Genomic DNA, 24,728 nt, shown 5'->3' on the forward strand with positions numbered 1-24,728 from the left:
GTTCAGCTCCGGGGGATTCCATGGTGTTCCGTCGAGGCGAGCCGGCCACCCGTGTCCTACCATGTGGCGGAATCAGGCTTCAATCGGAGGTCCCCTCGGAAGACGGGGGGCAGGCAGGGTGGCTCCGTGCGCCCGATTTCTGCTTCAACCGAAGGCGGACGGCGCCATTCCCGCCCTGTCCGCCATCCGGCTCCGCTGTGACGTCGGCTCTGGCCGCAGGAAGCATTCCCGAGGAATGCGGTGCTAGGTTCGTCCTGCCGCCGCATTCGCGAAAGGATCGCCTGCCATGCTGTCGCTGGTCGCCGCCGTCCTGCTGGCCTCTCTGCCCACGTCCTCCTCTCTGTCCCTCGTGTCACCCGCGCCGTCCTTCGATGGGCGGCCTCTGTCCGCGAGGCTGCTCGTGGCGCAGTCGCCCACGGGCTCGGAGCTGGAGCTTTTTCCCGCGGCACCGTCTCAAGACAACGATGCTCGGGACACCCAGGAGCGGGGCACGGACGAAGGTCTGGATGCGCGCATCCAGGAGCTGTCGCTGCGGGTGAGCCTGCTCCAGGGGGAGATCAACTCCATCCGCCTGGGCCGCCCCGCTGGCTACAAGGTGATGACCATCATCGGCTTCGCCCTCGCCCCGATGCTGCTGGTTGCCCTCCCCTTCCTGGTCGCGGGCCTGAACACGTCGGGAGACACGGGGGCCGCATTCATGGTCGCGGGCCTGATCTTCGCGGTGCCAGGCACGGTGGGCGTGGGACTCATCATTGGGGGCTTCAGCGGTGGCTCGCAGGCAGCCCGAGCCAAGAAGGACCGGCGCGACGCTCTCATCGAAGAGCGCACCCTGCTTGAAGAGGAGCTGCGCGACCTCCAGGCCCGTCGCGAGAGCGTGCGCACCCTGCGGTGGCAGCCTCGCCCCGCCGTGCCCCTGCTTGCCGTGCGCTTCTGACGGAGACGCGAGGGACCGCCCGCCATCCGTGTCCAGGCGTCCTCACGCGGGAACCGCTCTTCTCCGGGCCCAAGGCACTCTGCGCACGCCGCTGGATGGCAGACGGTGCGGTGCATCCGTGCGGGGGACATACACGTTCTTGACTGACATCCCTGACGCGCCGTGACTTTGGGTGTTGGATGACCCTCAAACACTGCGGTCGACAAAGACAGACATCTCCCACGGAGGGAAGGAACGAGTCATCCGTGCGCGCTGTCGGAACATGGGAGCGCCTCTTCGCCTGAGAGGTGGGAGGGTTCTGCTCCCGCGACCTCCAGGCCCGGAGCGACTGGACGGTGGAGTCCGCGTTCGACGTGCTCTCGGGACTGGCCCGCGCGGGCACGCTGGAGGTGGTGTTCGGAGGAGGAGAACCCCTGGCGTTCCGGGGCTTCGACATGCTCGTCCAGCGGCTCGCCACCCAGACGCCCCTCGCGGTCCACATCACCACCAACGGCACGCTCCTCGATGAAGAGCGGCTGGCGCGACTGTCTCCGTATCTGGATGAGGTCCGCGTGTCGCTCTATGACGACAACGCGTGGGAAGAGACCGTGCGGCGCCTGGCCCTTTCGGGGCAGACCTTTGGCGTGAATGTCCTCGCCACTCCAAAGCGGCTGGATGTGTTGCCTGGGATGCTGCGCACGCTGCACGAATTGGGGTGCCGGGATGTCGCCGTGTTGCGCTACGTGGGCAACGACCCCCGGCTTCAATTGCGCACGACAGACGAGGCGCGACTTACGGCGCTGCTCGCGGACAGCCCTGTACGCACGCGGCCGTCGGTTCAACGGAACCTTCCGCGTGGCGGGGGGCGGGGTGCTGGTGGAAGCGGACCCCATCGGGTCGTGGCTGCAACGTCGCTCCTGGCGTGGAGCGGTGCCGCTCATCGGCCGTCACGTCATCGTGAAGGGAAGGTTGCGCGGAACGGAACTCCAGCCCGCGGAGGTCAGCTCGCACCTGCGGCCCTCCCTCAAGCCGGAGGACCGGCTGACAGCCGAGGCCGATTCGCGGGGCCTGTCGCTCCAGGTCAGGACGTCGGAACCCCTGCGCGTGCTGCCGGCGGTCGCCGTAATTGGAGACCCTGTTGGGCCAGGACGTCGAGGTCGACCTGCACGAGGAGGACCCGCTCCTGCACCGCCTCCAGGTGGAACGGGAGGCGGAACTCCGGGGGCGATAGTCGCCTCCTGGTGGCGCGGTCACTCCGCCGTTTCGCTCAACCCTGGCGGGCAGATGAAGGAGGCCGGCACGGACCAGAGCTGCTCCAGGCCCGTGTCATCCCTTGCGGGGAAGTAGATGCGGAGGCCGGAGCGGGTGAAGTCCTCCGTCCCGGAGCCCGCGGCTCCCGGGCCGATGTCCGCGATCTGCCCGGTCGTCGCCACGGTGCCCCGGGTGAACCAGGGCTCGGTGTTCATCCCGGTGGACGACCCGGTGAAGAAGAGGGCCCCGTCTCCGGTGGGGAACAGCGGGGCGAATCGGGAGTAGTCCCTCCGGTCCAGTGAACTGAAGAGCCGGCGGAGACGGTTGGCCTCCGGCCTCTCCGGGAGCGCCCACAGGTCCACGCGCGTGGGCAGGTTGCTGGTGCCGTACTGGGCGACCGACAGGTACAGGGTGGTCCCGGAGACGGCCGTCCGCTGCACGGAAGGGGTCAGCGCCGGGGTGTCCTGGGGCAGGACGCTGACGAGCGTCTTCTTCCCGCCGTCCAGCGAGACGCGATGGATCTGCACCTGCTTCGCAACCGCATCCACGGACGCGAGGAAGACGTACCCGCCCAGCGCTCCAATGATGCGGACGCGCCTGCCGAACGTCTCCAGCCGGGAGGTCCCCGCTTCCGTCCCATCTGTCTTCCAGACCTCGTAGTTCGGAAAGTCGCCCAGGACGAACAGGCCCACGTCCCCCGCCCGGCCCAGCTCCTCGATGATCACCGGGCCTGAATCCAATGACTTGACGGCCGTGGTTCCAGCGGATGTGCCATCCGTGCGCCACAGCGTGGTGCCCACCTTGGCCTGGCTGCGGAAGAAGAGCAGCGCGTTGCCCACCGTCAGGGACTCCCGGAGGTTGAACCCGCTCACGGACTCCTCGAAGTCCCTCAACCGCGTCGTGCCCACGTCGGTCCCATCCGAACTCCACAGCTCCACCCGCTCGACCTCGTCCTGTCTTCGCCACACCAGTCGGAAGAAGACCAGGCGGCCGTTGACGGCGGTGGCGTGGCGCAACTCGAGCTGGGTGAGGTCCGACGCGAAACCCTTCAAGAACCGGGTCACCCGGGTCGCCTTGTCACTGAACCACACCTGCTCCGTTTCCGAGTTCGGCTCATAGAACTGGAAGAAGAGCTTGTCGTTCACCGCCACCAGGTTCGTCAGTTGATGGATGGCGTACGGAAACTGCTTGAGCTGGAGGGTGCCTGCCTCCGTGCCATCGCTGCGCCACAGCGCCACGCCGTTGTTCTCGCTGAGGTTGGACGTGAAGTAGACCGTCCCCTGGACATCGGTGAGGTCCATCAGCTTCGAGCCGGGCGATGCCCCCGGTGGATGGATGACGCCCACCCGCGACGCCACCCCGGGAGGACAAGCCTGGGCGCTCACCTCGTCGCTCGTGACCGCGAACGCATTCGGGGCAAGGCCCACCCCCGCCAGCACCAACCCGACCAGGACGCCCCTATTCTTGACACGCATGCCGTCTCCTTCTGGCGCGAAGCCGCCGGAAGGTGGGATGCGAGGCAATCTCTTCCAAGCCACACGCCAAGGAGGGGCAAGTGTCCTTGAACACTTCCCCCTGGCGGACCCTCGGGCACCTGGAGCGCAGCGACTACTTCTTGCCCAGCTTCTCGCCCACGGCGGACAAGAGCTGGTCGAAGGACTCCTCGAACAGGCGGATGCCGTCGGTGGACAGTTGGTCCGTGACGCTCTTCATGGAGATGCCGGCGGCCTCCAACTGGCGCATCGTCGCCTCCGCGCCCGGCAGGTCCTCCTCCAGGCTCGGGCGCACCTTGCCGTGGTCGCGGAACGCATCAATCGTCGCGGGCGGCATGGTGTTCACCGTGTCCTTGCCGATGAGCTCCTCCACATAGAGCACGTCGCGCAGCTTGGGGCTCTTGGTGCTGGTGCTCGCCCAGAGCACGCGCTGCACCTTCGCGCCCTTCTTCGCGAGCGCCTCCCACCGCGCTCCGCTGAAGACCTGCTTGAAGGTGCGGTAGGCGAGCTTCGCGTTCGCGATGGCTACCTTGCCGCTCAGGGCTTCCAGCATCTTCTGCTGCTCGGGCGTGGCGCCCGCCTTCAGCTTCTTCTCGATCTCCTTGTCCACCGCGGCGTCGATGCGGCTGATGAAGAACGACGCCACGCTCGCGACCCGGCTCACGTCTCCGCCCGACGCGGCGAACTTCTCCAGGCCGGACACGTAGGCCTCGGCGATGGCCTTGTAGCGCTCCTGACTGAAGAGCAGCGTCACGTTGACGTTGATGCCTTCGGCGGTGAGCTGTTCGAAGGCCGGCAGCCCCGGCACCGTGCCCGGGACCTTGATCATCACGTTGGGACGGTCGAGCGTCTTCCACAGCCGCCGCGCCTCCTCCAGCGTGCCCTCCGTGTTGAGCGCGAGCCGGGGTGACACCTCCAGCGAGGCGTAGCCGTCCTGGCTCTTCGTCGCCTGATAGACCGGGGCCAGGATGTCGGCCGCGCCCTGGACGTCGCGCACCGCCAGCTTCTCGTACAGGTCGTTGCCGTTGATGCCCTGGCCCTTCGCCCCGTCGAAGAGGTCCTGGTAGTCCTCGCTGCCCGACACCGCCTTCTGGAAGATGGTGGGGTTGGAGGTGAGGCCCTTGAGCCCGTCCTCGTCGATGAACTTCTTCAGGGTGCCCTTCGTGATGTAGCTGCGCTGGAGGTTGTCCACCCAGAGGGATTGGCCAAGCTCGGCAAGCTGTCGAAGCGGATTCATGGGGTTTTTCTCCGGCGGGGCGCGAAGGCTCCCGGATGGCGTTCTCTCAAAATGACCACGTCCGGCCCCCCATGTCCGAGCGGGCGGGCAGGCACTCGCGGATTCTGCCTGGGTCGGGGGCCGGCAGGGTGGACCGCTTCTCCCAGGGCGGGTCAGTCAACACAGTACGGAGGGCACCGGTGTGCCCCCTATTTCCGGGAGCGAGACGATGGCGGACACCTTGGCGGACCTCGCGGCGCAGTTGCGCATCGACAGCATCCGCTGCACCACGGCGGCGGGCTCAGGCCATCCCAGCTCGTCCATGTCCGCCGCGGACATCCTGGCGGTGCTGTTCCAGAAGTACCTGCGCTTCGACTTCCAGCAGCCCAAGGCCCCCAACAACGACCGCTTCGTGCTCTCCAAGGGGCACGCCTGCCCGGTCCTCTACTCCGCGTTCAAGGCGGCGGGCGCCATCGACGACAAGGAGCTGCTGACGCTGCGCCAGTTCGGCAGCCGCCTGGAGGGCCACCCCAATCCGCATGTGCTGCCGCTCGTGGACGTGGCCACCGGCTCCCTGGGGCAGGGCCTGGCCATTGGCGTGGGCATGGCGCTGACCGCCCGGCTGGACCAGCTGCCCTTCCGCACCTACGTGCTGATGGGCGACAGCGAGACGGCGGAGGGCTCCGTGTGGGAGGCGTTCGACAAGGCCGGTCACTACAAGCTCGACAACCTCTGCGCGCTCATCGACATGAACCGCCTGGGCCAGAGTACGCAGACGGAGCTGGGCTGGAACGCGGAGGCGTATCTCGCCCGGGCCCGGGCCTTCGGCTGGCACGCGGTGGCCGTGGACGGACATGACCTGGGCGCCATCGACCGCGCGTTCGCCGAAGCCCAGGGCAAGAAGGGCCAGCCCACCTGCCTCGTCTTCAAGACGGAGAAGGGCCATGGCTACTCGCTCATCGCCAACAAGGACGGCTGGCACGGCAAGCCCCTTCCGGAGGACAAGGCGAAGGAGGCCATCCAGGAGCTGGGCGGCCTGCGCGACGTGCGCATCCAGGTGAAGAAGCCGGAGGCGACGAAGCCCTCCGGCCAGGACGCGGCCGCGCCGCTGAAGCTGCCCACGTATGAGGTCGGCCAGAAGGAGGCCACGCGCAAGGCGTACGGCGACGCGCTCCTGGCGCTGGGCAATGCGCGCCCGGACGTGGTGGCGCTGGACGCGGAGGTCTCCAACTCCACGTACTCGCAGGAGTTCAAGAAGGCGCATCCCCAGCGCTACTTCGAGATGTACATCGCCGAGCAGAACATGGTGTCCACCGCGGTGGGCATGGCGGTGCTGGGCAAGCGCGCCTTCGTGAGCACCTTCGCGGCCTTCCTGTCGCGCGCGTATGATCAGATCCGCATGGCGGCCATCTCCAACGCCACGGTGCACCTGTGCGGCAGCCACGCGGGCGTCTCCATTGGCGAGGACGGGCCTTCGCAGATGGCGCTGGAGGACCTGGCGATGATGCGCGCGGTGGGCGGCAGCACCGTGGTCTATCCGAGCGACGCCAACCAGACCGCGAAGCTCCTGGCGCAGTTGGTGGAGCGCAAGGGCGTCACCTACCTGCGCAGCACGCGGGAGAAGACGCCGGTGCTGTACCCCGCGTCCGAGGAGTTCCCCATCGGCGGGAGCAAGGTGCTGCGGCAGTCCGACCAGGACGTGGCGACGGTGGTGGCCGCCGGCATCACGCTGCACGAAGCGCTCAAGGCGTATGAACTCCTGAAGCAGGACGGCGTCCTGGTGCGCGTCATCGACCTCTATTCGGTGAAGCCGGTGGACGTGAAGACGCTGCGCAAGGCCGCGCGTGAAGCGCAGGGCCGGCTCGTGGTGGTCGAGGACCACTGGGCCGAGGGCGGCCTGGGCGACGCGGTGCTGGAGGCCTTCACGGGGGAGCGCGAGCAGCTGCCCACCGTGGTGCGCCTCGCGGTGAAGAAGCTGCCCGGCTCCGGCAAGCCGGCGGAGCTCCTGAGCGCGGCAGGCATCGACGCGGAGCACATCGTCGACAGCGTCACCTCCCTGGTGGAGGACTCGCCGCTGGACACGGAGGGCCAGGGCAAGCCGCAGGATGGCACCTGGGGCCACACGAACGCGTAGCGCGTGGGGCCGGGGCGCTCGCGAGGGGCGCCTCCGGCTCCAGGCTTTCAAGAAGGAGTCGTCAGGTCAGGGAGGCGCCAACCGGGTTGCCGCGCGCATGGCCCCCATGGCGCAGGCGCAGTCCAGGGCCGTCTGTCCCTTCGCGTCCTGCTGGTCCTTGTTCGCGCCACGCTGGATCAGCAGATCCAGCATCTCCACCTTCTCGAACATGGCCGCGAACATCAGCGCGGTGCGCCCATCCGGGCCCGCGCCGTCCACCCGTGCGCCCCGATCCAGCAACAGCTTCGCGATGGCGACGTTGCCCTTGAAGGCCGCCCCCGCCAGCGGCGTCTGACCCCCGTCGTTGGCCAGCTCCGGGTTCGCTCCCCGCTCCAGCAGCAGGCGGGTCGCCTCCTCATGGCCATGGTAGCTGGCGAGCATCAACAGCGAGTCACCCCGCTCGTTGCGCACCCCCAGGGACAGCCCGGCGTCGAGCAACGTGCGCAACTGCACGGCGTCCCCCGTGCGCGCGAGCGCGAAGGCGCTCCTCGCCAGCTCCTGCAGGGCGGTCTCGTCGGCGTCCGCGCCGGTAGGGGGGACGGGGTCCTTCGGGTCGGTCAGCGTGCTCATGGGTGATGCTCCTTCCTGGCTTCAGCGTGCGCGGCGCAACTGCTGGACGGCGGTCGCCACGCGGGAACCGTACTCCTCATCCGCGGCGCGGAAGTGGGCGATGGCGCGGGCGATGATGTCTTCACGACTCACCTGCGCGAGGCTGCCGGAGAGGTTTTCCATCAAGCGCTGCTTTTCCGGCTCCGTCATCAGCCGGTAGAGGGCGCTGGCCTGCACGAAGTCGGTGTCCTCCGCGTGCTTGCCGTGGACGTAGGTGCCTGTAAGACCACTGACCGCGCAGCCCACGCCGGGTCCGGCGACGGGCCGATGCCGGGCACGAAGTTCGCCGGGTGCTGCGCCGCCTGCTCCACCTCCGCGAAGAAGTTCTCCGGGGTGCGGTCCAGGGTGCGTTTTCCCAACTCCATCCGCGGGGAGTCCTTGTAGGGCCACCTTGGTGAGGTCGAACGGGCTGAAGCGGTGGTTGGCGGCCTCGGCCTCGGGCATCACCTGGACCTTGAGCGTCCAGGAGGGAAACCCGGCGCTGGTGCCCCGGCGGACCGCGCTGTGTGCCCTAGCTTGCCGCCCGGTGCCGTTCGCGTTCCGCCAGGTACAGCGCCCGCTCCTCCGCGAATGCCTTCGCGACGCCGGGCCGCTTCAGCAGGCGCGCGAAGTAGGTCCTGAGCGCGGGCCACTTCTTCAGGTCGATGGGTGTCGCCACGCACCAGCCCAGCACCGTGACGAGGTACGCGTCCGCGACGCTGAAGCGCTCCAGGAGGAACTCGCGCCCGGTGAGGTACTTCTCCAGGTAGGCGAGCCGGGGCGCTCCCTTCTCCAGGGCGTAGGCCTTCGCGCCTTCGGACGCGGTCGCATCCAGCAGCGTGGCGAAGAGCCCCTTGTGCAGTTCGGTCCCGATGAAGGACAGCCACTGCTGGAGCCGCACGCGGCCCCGGCTGTCGCCCGGCGCGAGCTCCGCGTGGGGAAAGGCCCCGGCTAGGTATTGCAGGATGGCGGCGTTCTCCGTGAGCACGTCTCCGTCGTCGGTGCGCAGCGCGGGAACGAGCCCGAGCGGGTGCACTTCCCGGTAGTCACTTCCGTCTTGCGTGCGCTTCGTCTTCGCGTCGACCTCGATGTAGGTCGCCTCCGTGCCAGCCTCGTAGAGGCAGATGCGCGTCGCGACCGAACAGGCCAGGGGAGAGAAGTAGAGCTGCATGGGATGTCCTCCAGGACGTGGAGCGGATTGCCTTCGCGGCAACGCAGGACACTCTCCTCATCCCAGGAGGATGCGTCCAACGCATCGTTGGCATAGGCTCGATGCATGGAAGACATTGCCCCTCCACCGGCCACCCGCCTCGACGTGCGCGACCTGCGCGTCGTCGTGGCCCTGGCCTCCGCTGGGACGACGGCGCGGGCCGCGACCCTCCTGCACCTCACGCAGCCGGCGGTGAGCCGCGCGCTGCTCGCGGCGGAGGAGCGGCTGGGAGCGCGCCTCTTCGACCGGACACCGCGTGGACTCGTGCCCACCCCCGCGGGGCAGGAGCTCGTCACCGGCGCGACGCGGCTGCTGGTGGCGCTGGGCGACCTGGAGCACCGCGTGCGTGCGCCGGTGGCGCCGTCCGTGCGCCTCCGCCTCGTCTGCGAATGCTACACGGCCTATCACTGGCTGCCGTCCGCGCTGGTGGCGCTGCGCAGGAGCCTGCCGGGCATCCACCTGTCCCTGTCGGTGGAGCACACCCAGACCCCGGTCCCGGCCCTGGTGGCGGGGGAGCTGGACGTGGCGCTCATCACGACCGCGCAGGTCCCGCGCACGGGCCTGGAGACGCGGGCGCTCTTCTCGGATGAGATTGTCTTCGTGGTGGCCGCGTCGCACCCGCTGGCCTCCCGCAAGACGCTCACCCGGGAGGACCTGCGCACCCACACGCTCCTGACCTCGCCGACCCCGCCAGCGGAGTCGCAATGGTTCATGGCGCGGGCGTTTGGCCGCGAGCGTCCTCGCCTCCGGGTGGAACGGATGCCGCTCACCGAGGCCATCCTCGACGTGACCCGCGCGGGCATGGGCATCGCCCTGCTCTCCGAGTGGATCACCGCCCCGCACCTGACCAAGGGCGACCTCGTCGTGAAGCGGCTGGCGTCAGGGCCCCTGCGAAGGCCCTGGCGGATGGCCTGGAGGCGGGAGGTGGGCGACGCCGCGCTCCGCCTCCACTCCGCGCTGGAGGCCACGGTGCCCCGAGGGCTCGTGGGCTGAGAGTTGGCGGCGCGTCGCGCTCACGCAGCCTTTCAGTGCAGCGACTTCGCCGAGGTGACGATGCCGTCCGCGTCCGCGTAGAGGTAGTGGCCCGGGGTGAAGGTGACGCCGGCGAAGCGCACCTCCTCGTCGCGCTGGCCCTCGTTGCGCTTGCCGCTCTTGAGCGGATGGGTGCCCAGCGCCTTCACGCCGACGGCGGTGCGGCCCACCTCCTCCGCGTCGCGGATGCAGCCATTCACCACCACGCCCGCCCAGCCGTTCTTCTGCGCCAACGCCGCGAGCTGATCTCCCACCAGCGCGCAGCGGCGGCTGCCTCCGCCATCCACCACCAGCACACGGCCCTGGCCTGGTTCCTCCAAGGCCTTGCGGACCAGGGAGTTGTCTTCCGGGGCCCGCACGGTGCTGATGGGGCCCTGGAAGTCGCGGCGGCCGCCGTAGTCCAGGAAGCCCGGCTCGGCGACCTGGAAGTGCGCGGTGCCGGCGTGGTCGTCACAGAGGTCGGCGGTCTTGGGGGCGGTGGGGTCGCTCATGGACCGGAAGCCTGTGCGGTGCCCGTTGGGCGATGCAACCCTCGAAGCGCCGCGAGTCAGGTACACGCCACGCGTGGACCCGGCTGCCATTGTCCGTGTGGGGCCGTCTGGCTTGACGCTGAACGGTGCAGATGACCGGTTCCTGGCACGTGGGGCGTACGGACGCGCCCGGCCAGCCGGTGCCCGCCACGCTCGTCTCGCCGAACCCCATGTCGTTCACCGTGGGAGAGGGCCAGACGCGCCCGGTGCGGTTCCTCTTCAAGGTGGCGGGAGACGCCACCGCGGACGTGGGCTTCAGCGTGGACCACTGCGGCTGGATCTCCGGCTCCATTGAGTTCGAGCAGATGGGCGGACCGCAGGACACGTCCCTCTTCGCGTCGCTGCGCGGCACCACGGTGCCCTTCGTCATCAGCTTCGCGTCATCGACGGTGACCCGGGTCCCGGGCTCCGGCGAGAAGCGGGTGGAGGTGGTCACCAGCCCGGTCCCCCTCCAGTTCGGAGGCACGGCGTCCGACGCGCTGCAGAGCCGGGTGGTTCCCGCGCTGGAGGGGTTGCCACTGGTCCTGCGGATGACGCGGACCCCGTTCAATTCCGAGGTCGAAATCGAACCCATCCGGTTGGAGAACATGGAGATGGGCACCCGGCTCGGGATCGAGGCCGAGCCCGTGGATGGCGCGGGGGGCAGCGAGGGCTACCCGGCGTTGCAGCCGCTCGTGTTCGAGGGCTTCTTCGACGTCATGCGGTATGGCCCCGAGCGCTCCGACGTTGCCTTCGGCAGGGGCCACGGGGGACTCGCTCCCCAGTAGCCCGCTGAAAATCGACCGCCGCGCGCCGTCCGGGTGGGCGGCGCGCGGCGGGTGAAGCGGTGTTGGAGGCGCCGCTTCAGTTTTCGCGCGCGAAATTCTGGGAGTTGCCGTTGTAGGTGTTGCCGCTCTCGCTGAAGGTGGCCGCCTTGAAGACGAAGACGCCGTACGCGGGGCTCTCGGAGATGACGGAGTCGGTGAGCTGGAGCCGGCCCTGGTTGGAACTGTTGCCGCTGCCCACGGAGATGTTGGCGACAATGTCCCCGGCGTTCGTGAAGTAGTCGCAGCAGAAGTCATCCGAGCCGCCGTACTTCACGTCCGCGAAGGCGATGACGTTGCTCCCGCTGGAGGAGCGGATGGAGATGCCCTTCCAGTAGCCGGACGTCTCCGTCTTGCCCGTGAACACGATGCGGTCGGCCGCCGTGCCCCGCGCCACCAGGGAACCGTTCTGTTCGATGCGCAGGCCAGAGGACGCCTCGAACTGGAGCCGGACGCCCGGGTCGATGGTGAGCGCGCCCGTGTACGACACGGTCGAGTCCGGGATGCCGGTGGCGATGCCGTAGGGCACGTCCAGCTTGCGCAGCGTCTGGGTCGCGCCGGAGTCCGCCGTCGGGGCCGCCAGGACGTGGACGGTGTTGTCGCCGTTGGCGGCGGGGCTCGTCGCGCTATTGCCGGAGTAGATGCTCGCGCTGTCCAGCGCGCCCACCAGGGACATGGTCAGGCTGACGGGGGCGCCCAGGTTGCCCCGGAAGACGTTCTGCGCGAAGCCCGGCAGGCGGGCCTTGTTGAAGGCGAAGAGGCCCACCGTGCCGCTCTTCTCAATCGTCGTGTGAGTGATGCGCACCGTGCTGGCGGCGTCCCGCAGGTTGGAGCCCAGCAGCACGGCGGCGCGGGCGTCCATTCCGCCGCCAGCGCCGTAGAAGAAGTCGCAGCAGAAGGGCGACTCGCTGCCCGCGTAGGAGACGGTCACGTACTCCAGCACGTTGGCGGGGTTGTTGGACTTGAACGCGAGCCCCTTCCAGAAGCCAGGCGTCTGCGTCGTCCCCGTGAAGGTGATGGGCTTTGCCTCCGTGCCCACCGCGTTGAGGGAGCCCGTCTCCGCGATGAGCAGGCCCGCGTCGGGCCCGAAGCGGACCACCGTCCCGGGGGCGATGGTGAGAGCGCCGCTCACCTCGATGACGCCCTTCACGGAATAGGCGCAGTTGTCGTCCCCGGCCGACCAGGTCGTCGCCGCGGTCTGCTTTTCGGTGATGTCCCGAACGCAGGTGTCACCGTCGCCATCACCGTCGCCATCACCGGGCCCGTCCTCTCCGCCACAGGCGGCCAGCACGGAAGCGGCCAGGACCGGAAGGAGCCGCGAGAATCGGAGGAGGTGCTGTGCCATGGGGTACTCCGGAGGAGGTCGAGCGGAAAATGCCGCCTTCGGAGGTGATTACGCCGGCCCCCGCGCATATTCCGTCGCGTCCCGGGAAACAGCGGCGCTCAGGGCCCGACCCACCCGGTAGAGTCGCGCTTCCCTGGGGTACGCCCCCTCTTCTGGAAGCGACGATGACCGACCGAAGCGCGGGCGACCGGAAGCTGGAGGTGCTGTTCCAGAACAACCGCCAGTGGGCCGCCTCGATGGTGGAGAAGGACGCCGACTTCTTCACGAAGATGGCCGGCTCCCAGACGCCGGAGTACCTGTGGATTGGCTGTTCCGACAGCCGGGTGCCGGCCAACCAGGTCGTCAACCTGATGCCGGGCGACCTGTTCGTCCACCGCAACATCGCCAACGTGGTGGTGCACACCGACCTCAACTCGCTGTCGGTGCTGCAGTTCGCCATCGACCTGCTGGGCATCCGGCACATCATCGTCTGCGGCCACTACGGGTGCTCCGGCGTGAAGGCCGCGCTGGAGCGACGCCGGGTGGGGCTGGCGGACAACTGGCTGCGCCACGTGCAGGACGTGCACCAGAAGCACGAGCGGTTCCTGGGCGAAGCGCTGTCGCCGAAGCTCCGGCTCGACCGGCTCTGCGAATTGAACGTGCTGGAGCAGGTGCAGAACGTCGGTCAGACCACCATCGTGCAGGACGCGTGGCTGCGCGGACAGGACCTCACGGTGCACGGGTGGATCTACGGCATGGAGGACGGCCTGCTGGCCGACCTGGGCCTCACGCTCAGCGGCGCGGAGGACCTGGCGGCGAAGCTGCCCGCGAGCCTCGCGCGCTACACGGCGACGCCGTCGTCGGACCTGAAGCCCTGACGGCTCCGAGCCTGGGCCCGGCTCACGGGCGGATGGCGACCTTGAGCACGCCGTCCTTGCGTTGGCTGAAGAGTTCGTAGGCTTCGCGGATGTCCTTGAGCGCGAAGCGGTGCGTGAACAGGGGCGTGAGGTCCACGCGCTTTGTCCGCACCATCTCCATGAGCCGCCGCATGCGCTCCTTGCCGCCGGGGCACAGCGTGGTGACGATGCGATGGTCGCCCAGGCCTGCGGCGAACGCGTCGTAGGGCATCTGCAGCTTGCCGGAGTACACGCCCAGGCTGGACAGCGTGCCGCCAGGGTGCAGCGTGCGCAGCGCGCTCTCGAAGGTCTGCTGCGTGCCCAGCGCCTCGATGGCCACGTCCACGCCGCCGCCGGTGAGGCGCTTCACCTCCGCCACCACGTCCTGGTCGCGGAAGTCGATGGCCACGTCCACGCCCAGCTTGCGCGCCATGGCCAGACGCGTCTCGTCCCCATCCACGCCGATGACGAGTGACGCGCCCAGCAGCCGAGCGCCCACGGAGGCGCACAGCCCGATGGGGCCCTGCGCGAAGACCACCACCGCGTCTCCGATGCGCACCCCTCCGGACTCCGCGCCGCTGAAGCCGGTGGAAGCGATGTCCGCCAGCAGCAGCACCTGTTCGTCCTTCAGCTCATCCGGGATGGGGGCCAGGTTGGCCTGCGCGAAGGGCACGCGCACGTACTCCGCCTGCACGCCGTTCAGCGTGTTGCCCAGGCGCCAGCCGCCCGCGGCCTCGATGCCGGAGCCGTGTCCGCACTGGGCCGGGTGGCCCCCCAGGCAGCCCCGGCACTGACCGCACGGCGTGATGGCGCCCACCAGCACGCGGTCCCCCACGCGGTAGCCGGTGAGGCCTTCGCCCAGCTCATCGATGACGCCCACCATCTCATGGCCCACGGTCAGCCCGGGCTTCACCGGGTACTCGCCCTTGACGATGTGCACGTCGGTGCCGCAGATGGTGGTGAGCGTCACCCGGACAATGGCTTCGCCCGCGTGGGCCTTTGGACGTTCGACCTCCTCCACGCCCACCTGGTTGACACCTCGAAACACGGTTGCTCGCATGGGGCTGCTCCTGGCGCGTGCGCGCCGGATGGATCCCCAGCACGGCTCATGTGGCGTCAGGCCTTCGGGGGATGCGAAGGCCGGCCACCGGGTGCTTCACACGCGCGGCATCCGCACCGTCACCGCAGGCCGGTCGCTGCGGGCCATCACCTGCTGGGCCACCGAGCCCAGGACGACCCGGCTCACGCCGCCCCGGCCATGGGTCCCCAGGCAGAGCAGGTCCACGCCATACCGCTCGGCGGCCTGGGTGATGACCCCGGCCACGTCGTCGCCGGTCAGCACCGACAGCTTCACCTGATGGTCCCCTTCGTGCTCCGAGCGGGGCACGCGTTTCTCCAACTGGTGCCGGGCCTCCTGGAGCTGCTCCGGCGTCGCCCGCGCGGGTTCGACGTGCAGCAGGTGCACCGTGCCCCCGGGAGGCGTCAGCGCGAAGGCATACGCGATGGCGCGGTCCCCCGCCGCCAGGAAGTCCGTGGTCGCCAGCACCGTGCGCACCCGGGGCGGCTCCTCGCCCATGCCCTGTTCGGTGGCGGGCACGGGCACGCTCACCACCGACATGGGGGCCAGTCGCCGGGCGTGGTGCGACACGCTCCACAGCCGCGCGAGCGCCTTGCGGTGGTGTGTGCCCACCACCAGCAGATCCACCTGCTCATCGGTGGCCATCGCGACCAGGTGATCCGCGATGCGGCCCAGGCCCGGCTCCAGCCGCACGCGCACCGTCACGTCCTCCCCGCGCAGTGGCTCCAGCAGGGTGGACACCTCCCGCATCAGGGCTTCGCGCAGCTCTTCCGACACGTCCTTGTAGCTGTGCGGATGCACCAGCCCCAGGCGCTCCGATTCCTCGGAGGCCCAGAACACCCGGCCGCCCACCACCTCCATCGGTCCGAATCGCTCGAGCTCCTTCACCCAATCCCGCGCGGCCTCGGAAGGCCGGGAGCGGTCCACCCCCAACATCACCTTCAGGGGACGCTCGCAGCGCGCCCACGCTTCCAGGGCGGTGCCGTCCCGGACCACCAGGAGGGGCACCTCCAGGGCCTGCGCCATCCGGTCGACCGTGCCCCCCAGGCCCAGGAAGGGCGTGTCCTTGCGAGGCGCGGCGACCACCACCCCCTGGAGGCCGCGCTGCACCACCAGCTCCGCCAGGGCCTTCTCCGGCTCGCCCGTGAGCAGCACCCGGTCGACGGCCACGCCTCCCAGGGCCTCCAGCCGCCGGCCCTCCTCCAGCAACGCGGCCTGCGTGGCCTCCCAGATGGGCTGACCGAGCGTCCGGACGGCGTTGGCGGGGAGCACGTGGACCAGGCATAGGGCGACGCCCATCCGCCGGGCGAGGAGGACCGCCGTCTCACCGGCACGCCGGGACGTGTCGGTGAGCAGGGTGGCGCAGGCGATGGTCATGGGAAGGCCTCCGGGTGGCGGATGTCTTTGAAGCTAGCCATCCCCCGGGGCCCTCATCGGCCGAGGGGCGGCGGGCACGGGCGCGTGCCGGGCCTCCTGCCTGCACGGGATGGGCGCGTCAGGCGGGCAGCCGGGCCCGGCCCCTGGGAAGGGAGTCGTCCCGTCCGGTCCGCCTGGCGCTTCGCGAGCGCAGCCACTTCTCCAACCCCACGACGGGCAGCACCACGGCGCCGGCCAGCACGGAGCGGGCGATGGCCCCGAGCGACAGCGGCGCGGTGCCGAAGAGGCGCTGGAAGAAGGGCACGTACATGAAGGCGGCCTGGAGCAGCACCAGCGTGGCGATGCCCACGAAGACGGTGCGGTTGCTGAACCGGCCCACCTCGCGCATCGAACCGCTCAGCGTGCGGCACAGCCACAGGTAGAAGATTTGAAAGCTGATGACGGTGTTGACCGCCATCGTCTGGGCTTCGGCCAGGGGCCTGGGGTCCAGCGCGGCCTGGGCTCCTCCCTGCCGCGAGAACTCCCAGAGGAACAGGCCAATGGCGCCCGCCGCCATCAGCAGCGCGACGAGCCCCGTGCGCATCACCACGAAGTGGTTGAGCACCGGTGCGTCGGGAGCGCGCGGTGGACGGCACATGACGTGGCGCTCGCGGGCCTCGAAGGCGAGCGGCAGCGCCAGCGTGACGGTGGCCACCAGGTTGATCCACAAGAGCTGCGTGGGGCGCATGGCCATCAGCGGCACGTGCACGCCCGCGGCTTGTTGGATGGGAAAGAAGGCCACGCCCATGAGGAGGATGAGCGCGAGTCCCAGGTTGGTGGGCAGCACGAAGGCCAGGGACTTGATGAGGTTGTCGTAGACGCGGCGGCCCTCCTCCACGGCGGAGACGATGGTGGCGAAGTTGTCGTCCGTCAGCACCAGGTCCGCCGCCTCGCGGGACACCGCCGTGCCGGTGATGCCCATGGCCACGCCGATGTTCGCCTGCTTGAGCGCGGGGGCGTCGTTGACGCCGTCGCCCGTCATCGCCACCACGTGCCCCTTCGCCTGGAGCGCGCGCACCAGGCGCAGCTTGTGTTCGGGGGCCACGCGCGCGAACACGTTCGTGTCCATCACCGCCTGGGTCAGGGCCGCGTCGTCCAGTTCGGACAGGCGCGCGCCGGTGAGGCCCGAACGCCCCGGGGTGTGGATGCCCAACTGGATGCCAATGGCCTCCGCCGTGGCCAGGTGGTCCCCGGTCATCATCTTCACGCGGATGCCGGCGGTGTGGCAGCCCTTCACCGCCTCCACGGCCTCCTCGCGGGGCGGGTCGATCATCCCCTGCAAGCCCAGCAGCCTGAAGCCGTCCTCCACGTCGCGAAGCGGGAGGGACGTGGCCCCGGGCGCGTCCTTGCGCGCGACCGCGAGCACGCGCATCCCCTGCCGGGCCATGCGTTCGACCTCCGCCAGCACGCCGTCCGCGTCCGTCTCCGGCGCGCAGCGGCGCAGCACCACCTCCGGTGCGCCCTTGAGGAAGATGAACAGCTCGCGGCCGTCCACCCCGTCCTCGTGGAGCGTGGCCATGAACTGCTGTTCCGATTCGAAGGGGATGGCGTCCAGGCGGGGATGGCGCGCGCGCAGGTCACTCACGCCCAGGCCCACCTTCTCCGCGGCCACCAGCAGCGCGCCCTCGGTGGGGTCGCCGGTCATCCGCCAGCGTCCTTCCTGGGACTGGAGCGAGGCTTCGTTGCACAGCACGCCCGCGACCAGCAGCGCGCGCACGTCGTCGGGCGGTGTGTCCTGGAGCTGTCCCTCGCTCAGGAGCTGCCCCGCGGGCGCGTACCCCACGCCGGTGAGCTCATGGTGCCCGCGCGGGGTCCACAGCGCGCGCACGGTCATCTCGTTGCGGGTGAGGGTGCCCGTCTTGTCGGTGCAGATGACGGTGGTGCTGCCCAGCGTCTCCACCGCGGGAAGTTTGCGGATGACGGCGCGGCGGGTCGCCATGCGTTGCACGCCAATAGCCAGGGCGATGGTGACGATGGCGGGCAACCCCTCCGGGATGGCGGCCACCGCCAGGGTGATGGACACCAGCACGGCGTCGCTGAACGTGTACCCGCGCCCGAGCCCCACGACGAGCAGCACGGCGGACAGCACGACGATGCCCAGCGTGATGAGTCGCCCCAGCCGCGCCAGCTCCTGCGTGAGCGGCGTGGTCAGGTCGGCGGCCTGCTCCAGCATGTGGGAGATGCGGCCCAGCTCGGTGGCGCTCCCCGTGGCGACCACCACCGCGGTCGTCGTTCCGGAGGTCACCAGGGTGCCTCCGAACGCGAGGCTCGCGCGGTCCCCCAGCTCCGCGTCCCCGGCGACGGCCGCGGAGTGCTTGCTGGAGGGGACGGACTCCCCGGTGAGGGCGGCCTCCTCCACCTGGAGGTTGCGGGAGTGCAACAGGCGCAGGTCCGCGGGCACGCGGTCTCCGGACGCGAGTCGCACCACGTCGCCGGGCACCAGCTTCGAAGCAGGCAGGTCCACCGGGCGGCCGTCGCGCACCACGGTGGTGGACTCCGGCACCATGTGGCCCAGCGCCTGGATGGCCTTGCCCGCGCGGTACTCCTGCACGAAGCCGATGAGCGTGTTGAGCACCACGACGGCGGCCACCACCAGCCCGTCGGTCACCTTGCCCAGCAGGATGGCCAGCACGGCGGAGGCGATGAGCACCCAGATGAGCGGGCTGTTGATCTGCCGCCACAGCAGCTTCCACGCGCTGTCGCCGCGTTCGCGCTTCACCTCGTTGGGGCCGAAGTGGGCCAGGCGCTCCCGGGCTGCCTCCTCCGTGAGCCCCTCGGCGGTGCTGGACAGTCGCTCCAGCACCGCCTCGGGAGGCAGGGCGTGCCACGGCACGGACGGGGCCCCATCACCCTGGATGCCCGGCTGCTTCCGGGTGTGTGGCCCCTGCTGCATGGCGTACCTCCCGGAAGGAAGGTGGCAACGCCGGGGCCACGAAACCCCGGAAGGCCGCCGTTGGAGCCCCGGCCAGCAAGGCCGGCCGCCCCTGGCCCTCCAGGGCGCGTGGGCTCAGGGCGTGAAGGTCAGCGTGTAGTTGGTGGACGTGCCCGTATCCAACTCCCGGTAGCCCAGGCTGCGCGCGTTGGTGTTGCAGATGTTGTCGCAGTAGTTGAAGGCGGCGTACGGCGTGCACGTGGAATAGGTGCCAGCCCAGACCTGACCGCCGCCCTCCGCGAAGTAGTACGAGTAGCGGCTGGGAAGGCTGGGCCCGAAGACGACCTTGCATTCACCCGGGTTCAGGCTCCACCAGCCCTGCTTCTGCCAGGGATTGCCGCCCGTGGGGTCGCACGACGGCGCATACCACTGGTACGTGGTCCAGAGCGTGATGCTGGTGCCATTGCAGTACTGCATCCACGCGTGGGCCTGGCCCGAAATGCCCAGCCCCAAAGCCAACGCCATCGCCGCCGCGAACTTTTGATTCGACACATGAACCTCCTTGGAAGGTGACGCGATGCCGGGTGGAGCTACCTGGGGGAACGCCGGGGGCTGTCGGAGCCCGTGAGTCCGGGGGACTCGGGCCGCGCCGCTTCCACGCCCGCGGAGATGCGCACGTGGGGCGCGGAGTCCGGAGCGATGACGTACTTCACCGGCACCGCGGTCACGGGCGCGGAGGTCCGCGTGGCCGCCAGTTCCTGTTCGGAGGGGCGGTCCTGCGACGGCGCGGCCTGGAGCGAAGCGGGCGAAGGTGACGGGGCTCCTTCCCGGGCACCGTCACCGCAGCCCACCGCCAGCGCCGTCAGGCCCAGGGCCATGAACGTTGCATGCTTCTTCATTGTGCCGCCTCCATTGGAAATGCAGCCCCACCGCGGGCTGTCATTGGCAGTTACGGCGGTGTCTTTCTTTATTCGCGCGAGCGCGGGCTGTTGTGCTGGGAGTGGATGTTTGTAATTGGAACAGGGAATCCGGGGGAGCCCGGAGGCCCCGGCCTTCCGGCGGAGTGCCCTGGAGGGCACTTCCACCCACCCCCTGGGCCCTGTCGGCAGGCAGGCAGGCGGGACAAGCGAGCGGGTGTCCTCCAGGGCACCCCCGCGTGCGACCGTCGCCGACCCCCGGGCCGGCAATCTCCCTTTGAAATTCGGGGCGCCTTCCCGTAGTTTCCCCCGCGACTTCGAGGAGCGTTGCGAGGCCCTCCCGGCCCCAGGCTCGAAGCCGATTGACCCAACGGCGCTCACCTGTACGCGTTTCTGGCGAGGGTGAGTCCGGCCGCTGGGCCTGATGTCCTCTCTCGCCAGGACGGCGCCCCACCTGGACCCGGAGCCATTCCATGACCGCAGCCACCCCGCAGAAGAAGCAGGATTACGCCGTCGCCGACCTCAAGCTCGCCAGCTGGGGCCGCAAGGAGATCCGCATCGCCGAGAGCGAGATGCCCGCGCTCATGGCCATCCGTGACGAGTACGCGAAGCAGCAGCCGCTCAAGGGCGCGCGCGTGACGGGCTCGTTGCACATGACCATCCAGACGGCCGTGCTGGTGGAGACCCTCCAGGCTCTGGGCGCGGAAGTCCGCTGGGCGTCGTGCAACATCTTCTCCACCCAGGACCACGCGGCCGCCGCGCTGGTGGAGGCCGGCACGCCGGTGTTCGCGCACAAGGGCGAGTCCCTCAAGGAGTACTGGGACTTCACCCACCGCATCTTCGAGTTCGGCCCCGCCGGCAGCGACCACGAGGGTCCGAACATGATCCTCGACGACGGCGGCGACGCCACGCTGCTCATGCACCTGGGCAAGCGCGCGGAGAAGGACCTCTCCCTCCTCTCCAAGCCGGAGAGCGAGGAGGAGCGTGAGCTGTACGCCTCCATCAAGGCCAAGCTCGCCGAGGACGCGACCTGGTACTCGCGCAAGAGCGCGAAGATCCTGGGCGTCACGGAAGAGACCACCACGGGCGTGCACCGCCTGCAGGAGATGTCCGTCAAGGGCACGCTCCTGTTCCGCGCCATCAACGTCAACGACAGCGTGACGAAGAGCAAGTTCGACAACCTGTACGGCTGCCGCGAGTCGCTGGTGGACGGCATCAAGCGCGCCACGGACGTGATGATCGCCGGGAAGATCGCCGTCGTCGCCGGCTACGGCGATGTCGGCAAGGGCTCAGCGCAGGCGCTGCGCGCGCTGTCCGCCCAGGTGTGGGTGACGGAAATCGACCCCATCTGCGCGCTCCAGGCCGCGATGGAAGGCTACCGGGTCGTGACGATGGACTACGCCGCGGACAAGGCGGACATCTTCGTCACCGCGACGGGCAACAAGAGCGTCATCACCCACGCCCACATGGCCAAGATGAAGGACCAGGCCATCGTCTGCAACATCGGTCACTTCGACAATGAGATCGAGGTCGCCTCCCTGGAGAAGTACCAGTGGGAGGAGATCAAGCCCCAGGTCGACCACGTCATCTTCCCGGACAACAAGCGCATCATCCTGCTCGCCAAGGGCCGGCTGGTGAACCTGGGCTGCGGCACCGGCCACCCCAGCTACGTGATGTCCAGCTCGTTCGCGAACCAGACCATCGCGCAGATCGAGCTGTACTCGCACAGCGACAAGTACCAGGTGGGCAAGGTGTACGTGCTGCCCAAGCACCTGGATGAGAAGGTCGCCCGCCTCCAGCTCAAGAAGCTCAACGCGCAGCTCACGGAGCTGACGCCGGAGCAGGCCAACTACATCGGCGTGGAGAAGTCCGGTCCCTACAAGCAGGACTCCTACCGCTACTGATCGCGGAGGGCCGTGACACCCGGGGCACCGTGGGCCATGTCGCCCGCGGTGCCCTTCGTCGTTTCAGGGCTGCGCGTTCAGAACAGGCGGTTGAGGCCGTTGAGCGCGGCGACGCGGTAGGCCTCCGCCATGGTGGGGTAGTTGAACGTGGTGTTGATGAAGTAGTCGATGCTGTTGCCCGGCCCTTCCTGCGCCATGATGGCCTGGCCGATGTGGATGATTTCGGAGGCGTTGTCCCCGAAGCAGTGGATGCCCAGAATCTCCCGGGTCTCCCGCTGGAAGAGCAGCTTCAACATGCCCACGGTGCGGCCGGTGATTTGCGCGCGCGCCAGGCTCTTGAAGAAGGCGTGGCCGACTTCGTAGGGGACGCCCGCCTGGGTGAGCTCGCGTTCGGTGCGGCCCAGGCTGCTGATTTCGGGGCTGGTGTAGATGCCGGTGGGGATGTCCTTGACCAGCTTGTGCTCCAGCCTGCCCTCCACGATGTGCGTGGCGGCGAAGCGGCCCTGGTCATAGGAGGCGCTGGCCAGGGACGGGGCGCCCACCACGTCCCCCACCGCGTAGATGTGGGGCACGGACGTCTGGTACGCGTCGTTGACCTGGATGCAGCCGCGCGAATCCACCGCGATGCCCAGCGCTTCCAGGCCCAGGTCCTGGCTGTTGCCGGAGCGGCCGTTGGCCCAGAGGAAGACGTCGGCCTTGAGCCGCTTGCCGCTCTTCAGGTGCAGCACCACGCCGTTGTCGTGGGCCTCCACCTGCGTCATCTCCTCCTGGTGGCGGATGAGCACGCCCTGTTCGCGCAGGTGGTAGGAGAGGGCGTCGGAGATTTCGTCGTCCAGGAACGACAGCAGCCGGTCGCGCGTGTTCACCAGGTCCACCTTCACGCCGAGCATCCGGAACATGGAGGCGTACTCGCAGCCGATGACGCCCGCGCCGTAGATGATCATCGACAGCGGGGACTCGCGCAGCCGCAGGATGGTGTCCGAGTCGAAGATGCGCGGGTGGCGGAAGTCCACGCCCTTGGGGTGGTAGGGCCGGGAGCCGGTGGCCACCACGAACGCCCCGGCCGTCATCAGCTCCACGGAGCCACGAGGCTCCGTCACCTCCACCGTGTGGGCGTCCCGGAAGCGCGCGCGGCCCACCACCAGCTCCACGCGGTTGCGCTCGTAGAAGGTGCTGCGCAGCTGCACCTGCTTGGAGACCACCGTGGTGGCGGCGCGCATCATGTCCTTGAGCGTGGTGTGCCGCGCCAGCTCCGCCCGCAGCTCCGGGTGGTCCTGCTGCACGTCCATGAGGCGCTGGATGGCGTGGCGCAGCGCCTTGGAGGGGATGGTGGCTGTGTGGGTGCAGGCGCCGCCCACCAGGGGGCTCTCTTCCACGGAGCACACCCGGCGGCCGGACTTCACCGCCTTCATCGAAGCACCTTCACCGCCCGGACCGGAGCCGAGGACCACCACGTCGAACTGCCGAGCACTCATGGGGCGGGAGTGTTTCCCCACCCCGGCCTCGAGGAAAGAAAGCTGCCTCGGGGCCGGGCCTGCCTGCTTCCTCAGGGTGAGTAGGAGGCCTTCAGCTGCACCCCGTCGTAGGCGGCGTAACCCCGGAGCATCACGTGGTAGGTGCCCGCGGACGGGTAGCTGATGCGGCACTGGTCAACGTTGCCCCCGACGTAGCCCCGGCAGTCGTAGAGGGCTTCGGTCGGCTGCGTGTCCTTGCGGACGTACAGGTCGGAGTCACCCGTCCCGCCGGTGGTGGTCACGTCCAGGTAGGACTGACCCGACGGCACGACGATGGTCCAGTAGCGCAGGGAGCCCGCCGTCCCCGACAGGTTGGACACCGCCTGGTTGTTCGTCAGCACCGTGCTCCCACCGCCGCTGCCGGGCATGTACATGCCGCGCAGGGTCACCCCGGAGAGCGTCCCGGACTGGGACGAGTTATAGACGCGCACGTGCCAGATGCCCGCCGTGGGCGAAGCGATGGTGCAGGTCAGGGAGTTGGTGCAGTCGTAGGACGACGGCGTGGGCGCGCTGCCGCGCTTCACGTAGAGCTGGCTCGAGGCCCCGGAGCCTCCGTACTGCGAGAACACGACCTTCGTCGCCCCCGTCGGCACGGTGAGGGTGTAGTCACAGGAGAGGCTGCCGGCGGCGGCCCCCACGTTGTACACGGGCGAGTCGTTGAGGAGCTCGCTGGTGCTGGTGCAGCCCGGATAGCCGGTGATGGAGTAGCTGGCCGTCAGGCTCGCTCCAGAGAAGGTGCCCTGGCCATACAGCCGCGCGTAGTAGATGCCGGGCTGGGTCGCGGTCAGGGTGCAGGTCTCCGTGTTGGAGTATCCGGAGGACTTGCAGTCGTACGTGGTCTCGTTCGGAGAGGAACCCCGGCGCACGTACAGGTCGCCGTTGCCAGTGCCCCCGCCGGAGACGAACTGCACGCTCGTCACGCCCGTGGGGATGGAGAACACGTAGATGCAGGACCAGCTCCCCGCGGACGTGCCGATGTTGCCCACCGGGACGCCGTTGGTCAGGGTCGTGCTGCTGGTGCAGCCCGCCGAACCCGACGGCGTGTAGGCGCCCGTCAGCTTGACGCCGGAGAAGGCGGAGTAGCCATAGACCTTCACGTAGTACGTGCCGGCCTGCGCGGTGGTGATGGCGCAGGACTCCGCGCTGCTGCTCCCATTGGAAAGACAGTCATACACGCCCGACGTCGGCTCCGCGCCATACTTCACGTACAGGTCCGCGTCTCCCGTCCCCGTGGTGCTGGTGTCGAAGCGGAGGTTCACGGCGCCCGCCGGAACCGTCAGCGTATAGGTGCAGGACCATTCCCCCGTGTTCGCGGAGAGGTTGCTCACCGGGGTGTTGCTGGTGAGCGGAATGGGCCCCGTGCAGCCCGCGAGCGCGAACACCCGCTCCGTCGGAGGCGGGCCCTTCTCCTTCACCGGGGCCTGCTCCTCCTCCACGCCGGCTTCGAGGGCCCCCTCTTCCAGCTCCGCTCCGCAGCCCGTCAGTGCGACCGTCAGCCATGCAGCCGCGAACGCCTTCCATGCGAGACGCTTCAAGGGTTGCTCCTTTTTTGAGAAATCGTTGCGCCCGAGGCCGCGAAAAACCGTCGCCGCAAGCCT

The 24,728-nt window shown here is 69.2% G+C and carries 21 protein-coding genes, 2 pseudogenes and 1 riboswitch; of the genes and pseudogenes, 7 read left to right on the forward strand and 16 right to left on the reverse strand.

Translation table 11 applies throughout. The features are described 5' to 3' along the window. Positions 1-286 precede the first annotated feature (286 nt). Both OV208_RS25535 and OV208_RS41390 read left to right on the forward strand, forming a co-directional pair. A complete protein-coding gene (locus OV208_RS25535) occupies positions 287-934 on the forward strand; it encodes a hypothetical protein (RefSeq protein ID WP_267576507.1) in 648 nt (215 codons plus the stop codon). Positions 935-1,269: 335 nt separating this feature from the next. Further along, positions 1,270-1,482: pseudogene (locus OV208_RS41390) on the forward strand (radical SAM protein); the annotation flags it as partial. Between the two features lie 681 nt (positions 1,483-2,163). Here the strand turns inward: OV208_RS41390 and OV208_RS25540 are convergent. After that, on the reverse strand, positions 2,164-3,639 hold the full coding sequence (locus tag OV208_RS25540; RefSeq protein WP_267576508.1) for a hypothetical protein: 1,476 nt from the start codon (positions 3,637-3,639) through the stop codon (positions 2,164-2,166). A 133-nt stretch (positions 3,640-3,772) separates the two neighbouring features. Next, on the reverse strand, positions 3,773-4,894 hold the full coding sequence (gene tal, locus OV208_RS25545; RefSeq protein WP_267576509.1) for a transaldolase: 1,122 nt from the start codon (positions 4,892-4,894) through the stop codon (positions 3,773-3,775). A gap of 208 nt (positions 4,895-5,102) precedes the next feature. Between tal and OV208_RS25550 the strand changes: the two genes are divergently transcribed. Beyond that, complete coding sequence (locus OV208_RS25550; protein WP_267576510.1) at positions 5,103-7,007, forward strand: transketolase; 1,905 nt, start codon at positions 5,103-5,105, stop codon at positions 7,005-7,007. A 66-nt stretch (positions 7,008-7,073) separates the two neighbouring features. Here OV208_RS25550 and OV208_RS25555 read toward each other — a convergent pair whose 3' ends face one another. The 5 genes and pseudogenes from OV208_RS25555 to OV208_RS25565 form a co-directional block, all read right to left on the reverse strand. Further along, positions 7,074-7,616, reverse strand: a complete 543-nt coding sequence (locus OV208_RS25555) for an ankyrin repeat domain-containing protein (protein ID WP_267576511.1) — start codon at positions 7,614-7,616, stop codon at positions 7,074-7,076. Between the two features lie 21 nt (positions 7,617-7,637). After that, positions 7,638-7,901 carry a catalase-related domain-containing protein gene (locus OV208_RS41265; protein ID WP_324291412.1) on the reverse strand — a complete coding sequence of 88 codons (264 nt, stop codon included), beginning with the start codon at positions 7,899-7,901 and terminating at the stop codon, positions 7,638-7,640. Then, the gene (locus OV208_RS41270; protein WP_324291413.1) at positions 7,805-8,020 is read right to left on the reverse strand and encodes a catalase; all 216 of its coding nucleotides are present in this window, start codon (positions 8,018-8,020) and stop codon (positions 7,805-7,807) included. Before OV208_RS41270 ends, OV208_RS41265 begins: the two co-directional genes overlap by 97 nt. Then, a pseudogene (locus tag OV208_RS41395) lies at positions 8,019-8,123 on the reverse strand (catalase); the annotation flags it as partial. The gene OV208_RS41270 and the pseudogene OV208_RS41395, both read right to left, overlap by 2 nt. 43 nt (positions 8,124-8,166) lie before the next feature. Continuing rightward, positions 8,167-8,805 (reverse strand): glutathione S-transferase N-terminal domain-containing protein, encoded by a 639-nt coding sequence (locus OV208_RS25565; RefSeq protein ID WP_267576512.1) that lies wholly within the window; start codon positions 8,803-8,805, stop codon positions 8,167-8,169. 105 nt (positions 8,806-8,910) lie between these two features. Between OV208_RS25565 and OV208_RS25570 the strand changes: the two genes are divergently transcribed. Continuing rightward, entirely contained in the window at positions 8,911-9,837 is a 927-nt protein-coding gene (locus OV208_RS25570; RefSeq protein ID WP_267576513.1) for a LysR family transcriptional regulator, read from the forward strand. 32 nt (positions 9,838-9,869) lie between these two features. Here the strand turns inward: OV208_RS25570 and rraA are convergent, their stop codons facing one another. Continuing rightward, positions 9,870-10,367, reverse strand: a complete 498-nt coding sequence (gene rraA / locus OV208_RS25575; RefSeq protein ID WP_267576514.1) for a ribonuclease E activity regulator RraA — start codon at positions 10,365-10,367, stop codon at positions 9,870-9,872. Positions 10,368-10,498: 131 nt separating this feature from the next. Between rraA and OV208_RS25580 the strand changes: the two genes are divergently transcribed. Further along, positions 10,499-11,173, forward strand: a complete 675-nt coding sequence (locus tag OV208_RS25580; protein ID WP_267576515.1) for a hypothetical protein — start codon at positions 10,499-10,501, stop codon at positions 11,171-11,173. 76 nt (positions 11,174-11,249) lie between these two features. Here OV208_RS25580 and OV208_RS25585 read toward each other — a convergent pair whose 3' ends face one another. Next, positions 11,250-12,554 (reverse strand): hypothetical protein, encoded by a 1,305-nt coding sequence (locus tag OV208_RS25585; protein ID WP_267576516.1) that lies wholly within the window; start codon positions 12,552-12,554, stop codon positions 11,250-11,252. Positions 12,555-12,718: 164 nt separating this feature from the next. On the opposite strand from OV208_RS25585, the gene can reads away from it, so the two are divergent. Next, a complete protein-coding gene (gene can / locus OV208_RS25590; RefSeq protein ID WP_267576517.1) occupies positions 12,719-13,411 on the forward strand; it encodes a carbonate dehydratase in 693 nt (230 codons plus the stop codon). A gap of 22 nt (positions 13,412-13,433) precedes the next feature. Here the strand turns inward: can and OV208_RS25595 are convergent, their stop codons facing one another. From OV208_RS25595 to OV208_RS25615, 5 genes are all read right to left on the reverse strand, one after another. After that, positions 13,434-14,489 (reverse strand): zinc-binding dehydrogenase, encoded by a 1,056-nt coding sequence (locus OV208_RS25595; protein ID WP_267576518.1) that lies wholly within the window; start codon positions 14,487-14,489, stop codon positions 13,434-13,436. A 96-nt stretch (positions 14,490-14,585) separates the two neighbouring features. Continuing rightward, entirely contained in the window at positions 14,586-15,884 is a 1,299-nt protein-coding gene (locus tag OV208_RS25600) for a universal stress protein (RefSeq protein WP_267576519.1), read from the reverse strand. Between the two features lie 118 nt (positions 15,885-16,002). Then, a complete protein-coding gene (locus tag OV208_RS25605; RefSeq protein WP_267576520.1) occupies positions 16,003-18,816 on the reverse strand; it encodes a cation-translocating P-type ATPase in 2,814 nt (937 codons plus the stop codon). A gap of 114 nt (positions 18,817-18,930) precedes the next feature. Then, positions 18,931-19,347, reverse strand: a complete 417-nt coding sequence (locus OV208_RS25610) for a DUF1036 domain-containing protein (RefSeq protein ID WP_267576521.1) — start codon at positions 19,345-19,347, stop codon at positions 18,931-18,933. Positions 19,348-19,385: 38 nt separating this feature from the next. Further along, positions 19,386-19,694, reverse strand: a complete 309-nt coding sequence (locus OV208_RS25615) for a hypothetical protein (protein ID WP_267576522.1) — start codon at positions 19,692-19,694, stop codon at positions 19,386-19,388. A 331-nt stretch (positions 19,695-20,025) separates the two neighbouring features. Next, positions 20,026-20,098, forward strand: a riboswitch (S-adenosyl-L-homocysteine riboswitch). A gap of 87 nt (positions 20,099-20,185) precedes the next feature. Here OV208_RS25615 and ahcY point away from each other — a divergent pair. Beyond that, positions 20,186-21,616 carry an adenosylhomocysteinase gene (ahcY, locus tag OV208_RS25620; protein ID WP_267576523.1) on the forward strand — a complete coding sequence of 477 codons (1,431 nt, stop codon included), beginning with the start codon at positions 20,186-20,188 and terminating at the stop codon, positions 21,614-21,616. Between the two features lie 77 nt (positions 21,617-21,693). On the opposite strand, the gene sthA is transcribed toward ahcY, so the two are convergent. Both sthA and OV208_RS25630 read right to left on the reverse strand, forming a co-directional pair. Further along, on the reverse strand, positions 21,694-23,091 hold the full coding sequence (gene sthA, locus OV208_RS25625) for a Si-specific NAD(P)(+) transhydrogenase (protein WP_267576524.1): 1,398 nt from the start codon (positions 23,089-23,091) through the stop codon (positions 21,694-21,696). A gap of 71 nt (positions 23,092-23,162) precedes the next feature. Then, positions 23,163-24,665, reverse strand: coding sequence for a PPC domain-containing protein (locus tag OV208_RS25630; protein WP_267576525.1), 1,503 nt, complete (start codon positions 24,663-24,665; stop codon positions 23,163-23,165). Positions 24,666-24,728: the final 63 nt, after the last annotated feature.

It is taken from the genome of Corallococcus sp. bb12-1 (assembly GCF_026626765.1).
Taxonomy (GTDB): Bacteria; Myxococcota; Myxococcia; order Myxococcales; family Myxococcaceae; genus Corallococcus; species Corallococcus terminator.

Excerpts from the sequence above, each read along its gene's own strand:
- OV208_RS25535 (WP_267576507.1), top strand. The coding sequence starts at position 287 with ATGCTGTCGCTGGTCGCCGCCGTCCTGCTGGCCTCTCTGCCCACGTCC.
- OV208_RS25540 (WP_267576508.1), bottom strand. The coding sequence starts at position 3,639 with ATGCGTGTCAAGAATAGGGGCGTCCTGGTCGGGTTGGTGCTGGCGGGG.
- tal (WP_267576509.1), bottom strand. The coding sequence starts at position 4,894 with ATGAATCCGCTTCGACAGCTTGCCGAGCTTGGCCAATCCCTCTGGGTG.
- OV208_RS25550 (WP_267576510.1), top strand. The coding sequence starts at position 5,103 with ATGGCGGACACCTTGGCGGACCTCGCGGCGCAGTTGCGCATCGACAGC.
- OV208_RS25555 (WP_267576511.1), bottom strand. The coding sequence starts at position 7,616 with ATGAGCACGCTGACCGACCCGAAGGACCCCGTCCCCCCTACCGGCGCG.
- OV208_RS41270 (WP_324291413.1), bottom strand. The coding sequence starts at position 8,020 with ATGGAGTTGGGAAAACGCACCCTGGACCGCACCCCGGAGAACTTCTTC.
- OV208_RS25565 (WP_267576512.1), bottom strand. The coding sequence starts at position 8,805 with ATGCAGCTCTACTTCTCTCCCCTGGCCTGTTCGGTCGCGACGCGCATC.
- OV208_RS25570 (WP_267576513.1), top strand. The coding sequence starts at position 8,911 with ATGGAAGACATTGCCCCTCCACCGGCCACCCGCCTCGACGTGCGCGAC.
- rraA (WP_267576514.1), bottom strand. The coding sequence starts at position 10,367 with ATGAGCGACCCCACCGCCCCCAAGACCGCCGACCTCTGTGACGACCAC.
- OV208_RS25580 (WP_267576515.1), top strand. The coding sequence starts at position 10,499 with ATGACCGGTTCCTGGCACGTGGGGCGTACGGACGCGCCCGGCCAGCCG.
- OV208_RS25585 (WP_267576516.1), bottom strand. The coding sequence starts at position 12,554 with ATGGCACAGCACCTCCTCCGATTCTCGCGGCTCCTTCCGGTCCTGGCC.
- can (WP_267576517.1), top strand. The coding sequence starts at position 12,719 with ATGACCGACCGAAGCGCGGGCGACCGGAAGCTGGAGGTGCTGTTCCAG.
- OV208_RS25595 (WP_267576518.1), bottom strand. The coding sequence starts at position 14,489 with ATGCGAGCAACCGTGTTTCGAGGTGTCAACCAGGTGGGCGTGGAGGAG.
- OV208_RS25600 (WP_267576519.1), bottom strand. The coding sequence starts at position 15,884 with ATGACCATCGCCTGCGCCACCCTGCTCACCGACACGTCCCGGCGTGCC.
- OV208_RS25605 (WP_267576520.1), bottom strand. The coding sequence starts at position 18,816 with ATGCAGCAGGGGCCACACACCCGGAAGCAGCCGGGCATCCAGGGTGAT.
- OV208_RS25615 (WP_267576522.1), bottom strand. The coding sequence starts at position 19,694 with ATGAAGAAGCATGCAACGTTCATGGCCCTGGGCCTGACGGCGCTGGCG.
- ahcY (WP_267576523.1), top strand. The coding sequence starts at position 20,186 with ATGACCGCAGCCACCCCGCAGAAGAAGCAGGATTACGCCGTCGCCGAC.
- sthA (WP_267576524.1), bottom strand. The coding sequence starts at position 23,091 with ATGAGTGCTCGGCAGTTCGACGTGGTGGTCCTCGGCTCCGGTCCGGGC.